Annotated in this window: 6 protein-coding genes; all 6 read right to left on the minus strand. The window is 42.6% G+C overall.

Going from position 1 to position 5,506, the window contains the following annotated elements; translation table 11 throughout:
* Positions 1-68 precede the first annotated feature (68 nt).
* A complete protein-coding gene (locus Q0I54_RS12885) occupies positions 69-380 on the minus strand; it encodes a hypothetical protein (protein WP_296119206.1) in 312 nt (103 codons plus the stop codon).
* A 275-nt stretch (positions 381-655) separates the two neighbouring features.
* Positions 656-1,054, minus strand: a complete 399-nt coding sequence (locus tag Q0I54_RS12890) for a SufE family protein (RefSeq protein WP_296119209.1) — start codon at positions 1,052-1,054, stop codon at positions 656-658.
* A complete protein-coding gene (locus tag Q0I54_RS12895; RefSeq protein WP_296119211.1) occupies positions 1,051-2,010 on the minus strand; it encodes a LysR family transcriptional regulator in 960 nt (319 codons plus the stop codon). The genes Q0I54_RS12890 and Q0I54_RS12895 overlap by 4 nt, the downstream gene beginning before the upstream one ends.
* 36 nt (positions 2,011-2,046) lie before the next feature.
* Positions 2,047-3,264 carry an aminotransferase class V-fold PLP-dependent enzyme gene (locus Q0I54_RS12900; RefSeq protein WP_296119212.1) on the minus strand — a complete coding sequence of 406 codons (1,218 nt, stop codon included), beginning with the start codon at positions 3,262-3,264 and terminating at the stop codon, positions 2,047-2,049.
* Between the two features lie 242 nt (positions 3,265-3,506).
* On the minus strand, positions 3,507-5,036 hold the full coding sequence (locus Q0I54_RS12905) for a hypothetical protein (protein ID WP_021740821.1): 1,530 nt from the start codon (positions 5,034-5,036) through the stop codon (positions 3,507-3,509).
* Between the two features lie 308 nt (positions 5,037-5,344).
* The gene (locus tag Q0I54_RS12910) at positions 5,345-5,476 is read right to left on the minus strand and encodes a hypothetical protein (RefSeq protein WP_288620687.1); all 132 of its coding nucleotides are present in this window, start codon (positions 5,474-5,476) and stop codon (positions 5,345-5,347) included.
* Positions 5,477-5,506: the final 30 nt, after the last annotated feature.

Raw genomic sequence — 5,506 nt, forward strand, 5'->3', positions numbered from 1 at the left:
GATTCTCCAATATCGCCTGCGTAAGCAATGAATTGAAATCCAGATCACAGGCAGAAGGAATTCCGTTTTCAATATTTGAATACAAACAAATCAATTTTGTCAATCTCCGCACTCATTGTTTCATAAATTTTTTCAGAATTTACCCATTCATCCGTAGCTTCCAGATAAATCGGATCCATCATATTTATTCCAGCCGGAACATGAGAGAAAACATCCTGTTTGAATATTTCATAAGTTTCGCGGCTTACCATCTGATCAAATTCTTTTTCCAGCGCATCGCCTTCCCCGAAGCGGCACGGTCCCTCATAAGCATATTCATGTACCAAACCGATATAAATAGGGCGAACATTCAGTTTCACATCAATATTTTTTGCAATCATTTCGTTTTCCTCCTCAGATACAATACAAACTTCTCATCAAGTCGGCCAACTTAATATGTTTATATTGTAGCTGGTTTTCTGTCTTTTGAAAAACGAATATCTCGCATATGTAACGGACTTTTTCTCATATCCTAGTATTTCGATCACTTCTGTTACAGCAACTATGATAAACTTCCTCTCCCTCTATTTTTTCTTATCTCTGTTCATCATTCCGAATCAGATTCAGAAATTCATTTTTCATAGCTGATCTCCTGTTAGCTTATTCGGTTTAACGCTCAAATGGACTGTATATGCCGGATCACACTGTTCACACCGTTGAACCGATCTGTGCTGATCTGATTTTTCAAATCTGTATCCGCAATATACCACACCTTTGCACCGGCAATATCTTCCTTTTTCTGATCCTGAAACATCACAATGGCCACTGCAATGATTCCCTTGATGATCAGTGCTTCCGAATCGCCCCAGATATGCAGTCTTCCATTCTGTTCCTCACAGTGAATCCATACTTTTGACTGACAGCCCTGGATCAGATGATTGTCATCCCGCCATCTATCCGGATAGGGCTCCAGTTCTGCACCCACCTGCAGTAAAAATTCATATTGCATCATCCAGTCATCAATCTCATTAAACGCAGTTACAAACTCTGTCTGAATTTCATCTATTGTCTTCATTTTTCTTCCTCCGGCATCCTTTCGTTCTGAAATTTTTCCTGTTGTTCATGCTGTCTGCAGTTTCTCACTACATCAATGAACTGACAGAGATATTTTTTTCTTTCGTTCTTCCATACCATCACAACACCGCTCTTTGTATTTTTTATCGGCCGCGAGATCACATGAGATGAACCATAATCTTTGTGATATTTATCACAGATAAACACATCGTTATTCTTCAACAGATTATATATCTGAGATGCTGCATTCTGCGCATTATAGACAACATTGGGAAAAAAGCCGTATTTTAGGCAAAGTTCCACAATCATACTGTTATAACTTGGCAGATGCAATGCTGAAATCATGACCAGATTACACTCTTTTAAATCTTTAACTTCCCACACCTGCTTGTCCACCAGCGGATTGTCTGCTCTCATACAGACGGTAAACGGGGTCTCCTTCACCACTTCCATATGATGTCCAGTCCAGGAAATTGTTTCCATATCATAGCGCACGGTAAAAATAACATCCAGTTCATTTTCCATCAATTTTTTGTGCAATACTTCCGGCCGTTCTGACTCAACTGCCAGCGAAATATCCGGATAAAGCTCATGAAACGCTTCTACATATTCCCACAGATAAGATTCTGATTTGTGGGAATCCAACACACCAATCTTCAGGCTCTCACTTCGACCTCCCATATAACGCCGTGCGTCCTCCACTGCTTCCTGCATTTCCGCAATCATCTTTTTCCATACCTGATACAGGCTTTTTGCCGCTTCTGTCGGTATCAGATTATTTTTCTCCCGGATAAACAGTTCCATTTTCAGGTTCTGTTCTATGTTCTGAATACATTTGCTTAATGTCGACTGTGTTACATTGAGATCCTGGGAAGCCCTGGAATAACTTCCAAGCTCAATGGTACGGATAAAGTACCACATCTGGTAAAAACTCAGGTTCATATAAGCATCTTTCATTACAGTTCCTCCCTTTTGTCTCTCTCATAATTTATGTCACCATTTTTTCAAAAACGAAATGATCTTCTCCATACGATCACCGATCACTTCGATTTCTTCTTTTGTATTATAAAATGCCGGCGAAAAACGGATCACCGAATCATAGCCCAGCCTGCGCAGCATCGGCTGTGCACAGTGATTGCCACTGCGTACCGCAATACCGTATTTATCCAGAAAACTTGCCATATCGTATGGATGGACGCCGTCTACCACCACAGAGATCACACTCTGTTTTTCCACATTTCCGCCCAGTACGTGCACATATTTCAGTTCGGAAAGTCTCTGTTCCAGCATATCCGTCAGTTTTTTCTCCCATGCCGCAATCTCTTTTGTACCGATTTCCTGCAGATACTGCAGTGCCTGACCAAGCCCAATAGCTCCCGGATAATTCGGGGTACCGGCCTCCAGACGATATGGGATCGTGGTAAAACTTGTATCCTCGTTTCCTACTACCTCCACCATACCACCGCCGTACCAGAGCGGTTCCATAACATCCAGTCGTTCCTTCTTTCCGTATAATACACCGATCCCGGCAGGTCCCATGGTCTTGTGTCCGGAAAAGGCCAGAAAATCACAGTCCAGTTCCCGCACATTCATCTGACCGTGCCGGATTGCCTGGGAAGCATCGACACACACCGGGACATTGTACTGATGTGCTTTCTGAATGATCTCACGCACCGGGAGTACCGTTCCTGTCACATTGGAGATTGCAGTCACCGAAACGATCACCACGGACTCGTCCAGTTCCCGTTCCAATGTTTCCATATCCAGTCTGCCATCTTCTCGCATCGGTATCACCACAAACTCTGCACCGGTCCGTTTCGCCGCCTGCTGCCACGGGACAAAATTGGAATGATGTTCGAACTCTGTCACGATCACCTTCCTGCCTTTTTGCATATACTGCGCCGCATAACCGAACGCCACCTGATTCAGACTGTCCGTAGCTCCTCTGGTAAATATGATCTGCATCGGATCGCCACACCCGATAAAATCAGCCACTGTCTTTCTGGCATCTTCCATGACACATGTGGACCGTTCACTTAGTGTATGGATTCCCCGGTGCACATTCGCATTATCCTGCATATAATGCCGGTCCAGACATTCCAGAACACAGTTTGGCATCTGTGTAGTCGCTCCGTTATCAAAATAAATCAGCGGATTATTATTTATCTTCTGTTCCAAGATTGGAAAATCATTTCTGATCTGTGCTTGCATCCTATCGACTCTTCCTTCTATATTTTTACCGTCCATTCTATTTTTCCAGTTTTCCTATTTATATAGTATTTTTTCATTAAAAGCAAACATGGAGGAGATCCTCTGATCTCCTCCACACATGTATAATCTTTACAAAATCTATTATACTATCCTGTTTCATTTTTGCTACCATGTTTTTCAATACCGGCAGCTCATCTGCAGTTGCTTTGCGCCCCGTTCATTTTATCTTACAGACACAGTTTCTATGCTCTGACTACTTCCAGACCAAGCATTTCTGCCAGCATTTCCAGTTCTTCTGTATAATCACCGTATACAAGCGGCATATGGTTTCCACCGTAACGAACCTGTTTCTTAAAGAAATCTTTTTGATTGTCTACGGTAAAGATTACACTCAGGGAACAGTTCTGGCTGTCTACGCCGCCACCGCCTACAATCGTTCCTTTTGCGATCATCATATGGCTGCAATCCGGAGAGATACGTGCCATTGTAATTACCTGACCGGCATCTTTTGCGAAATCATAACGCAGGGTTGCACCCCATCCGCTGTATGCGAACGGCTGAATACCATACTCCTCATACGGCTGGTCAAAGCCTTTGAGTTTTCTGTTCGGTGTGGAATGGAAGGTGTAATACAGATTCGGTACATTTTTGATATCTTTCAGGTTCTCTGCTGTAATAACACGCTCCGGAATTGCATCTCCATTTTCATCATAGAAGATCGGGTTTGTATTTCCCATATAAGCTGCGGAATTGGATAAGTTGGACAGAATCATCATGACAACAACTGCTCCGATATCATACTCACAGGCAGACGGGATACCCATCTCGTTGTTCAGGGAATGGCATAAACATGCGGTAAACTGTTCCTGATTCAGACGTCTGGTTGCACAGGCATCCGGACATGGCATACTGAACGCGTTGCAGTCATACAGTTTCATCTGTTTCTGTGCATTGTACCATAATTTTACAGATTTGATGATCATATCACGTTCCATGCCGACTTTATTTGCACCGGCGATCAGTTCATCTGTGATACGCTCGATTTCTACCATATCTGCCTCATCCAAGTTGTTGATGTTTCTGCCCGGAACCGTACTATTTGTGGTCGGATCCACTACATGTGTGGTCTCGATAAATTCATGTACGTTCAGCACACGGAATTTGATGCCGAATTTATCAGTAACCTGAGCCAGTGAGTTAAAGCTGGACTCAGAAGAAAAAGATTTGTTCGCATTATATCTCGGTGTTACCAGCACATTCATGTTTCTCAGCACTTTGCGTACACGCATGGCACGCATAGTCTTGTTTGCATCATCCCAGTCATAAAAACCATATGCCTCCAGACCTCTTGCGATCAGCGGCGGTACACAGTCTGCCAGGCAGCAGCAATTGTACGGCATAATAGCGATTGGTTTTTTATAACGCTGTGCAAATTCTGTCGTAATATCGGTACGTCCGATTTCTGTATTAAACAAATACAGATCTACCTCGTCATTATCCACTGTCATAGCTTCAAACATGGATTCCGGACTCATAAAATCCTCATGACGCTCTATGTAAATGCACTCCATTACGTTGATCTGCGGATCTGTGATATATTTTTTCAGGTCTTTTTTGTACTGTTCAAATAACTCTGCTTCTACCATCTGGTCGTAAGCCATTTCCAGCTCCTCATCATGTCCGAAACGACATGGACCCTCAAATACGGTCTGATGTACCAGTGAAAGGAAAATCGGTCTTACATTTAATTTAATATCAATACCACGTTTCATGAAAAAATCCTCCTGTTTCTTATTAGTGTAAAGTGCAGTGATTCTGAGAAGAACATGTCAGCTTTCGCTGACCAGAATCACGCACCAAGTCTCACGTGCGTTCGACTTGAAATCTGTTATTCTGTTCGTTCTATTTGTGTTTCCTATATTACTTGCTGTTTTTCGTATTTCCGCTGTACCAGGGTTACTGCTCTTCCCTGTTTTTCTTTCCCATCTGATTCCATACAGCTGACAGGATCATCAGCAGAACCATAACTCCGACAAAACATAACATCCAGATCTGTGTTGTAGTCATTTTGTCTTCCTCCTTATTTATCGTCCATGTTAATAATTTCATCACTGTCACCGAATTTATTTAGTTTTCCGATTCCAAATCCAATACTGGTAATCGCGAATACCATAATGGCAGTATACAGAATTGTAGTCACACACATATGCATAATATCTTCCTCCTTTATGCGCGTTTACCG

Origin of the sequence: uncultured Eubacterium sp., assembly GCF_934295145.1 — a bacterium.
Taxonomy (GTDB): Bacteria; Bacillota; Clostridia; order Lachnospirales; family Lachnospiraceae; genus Eubacterium_I.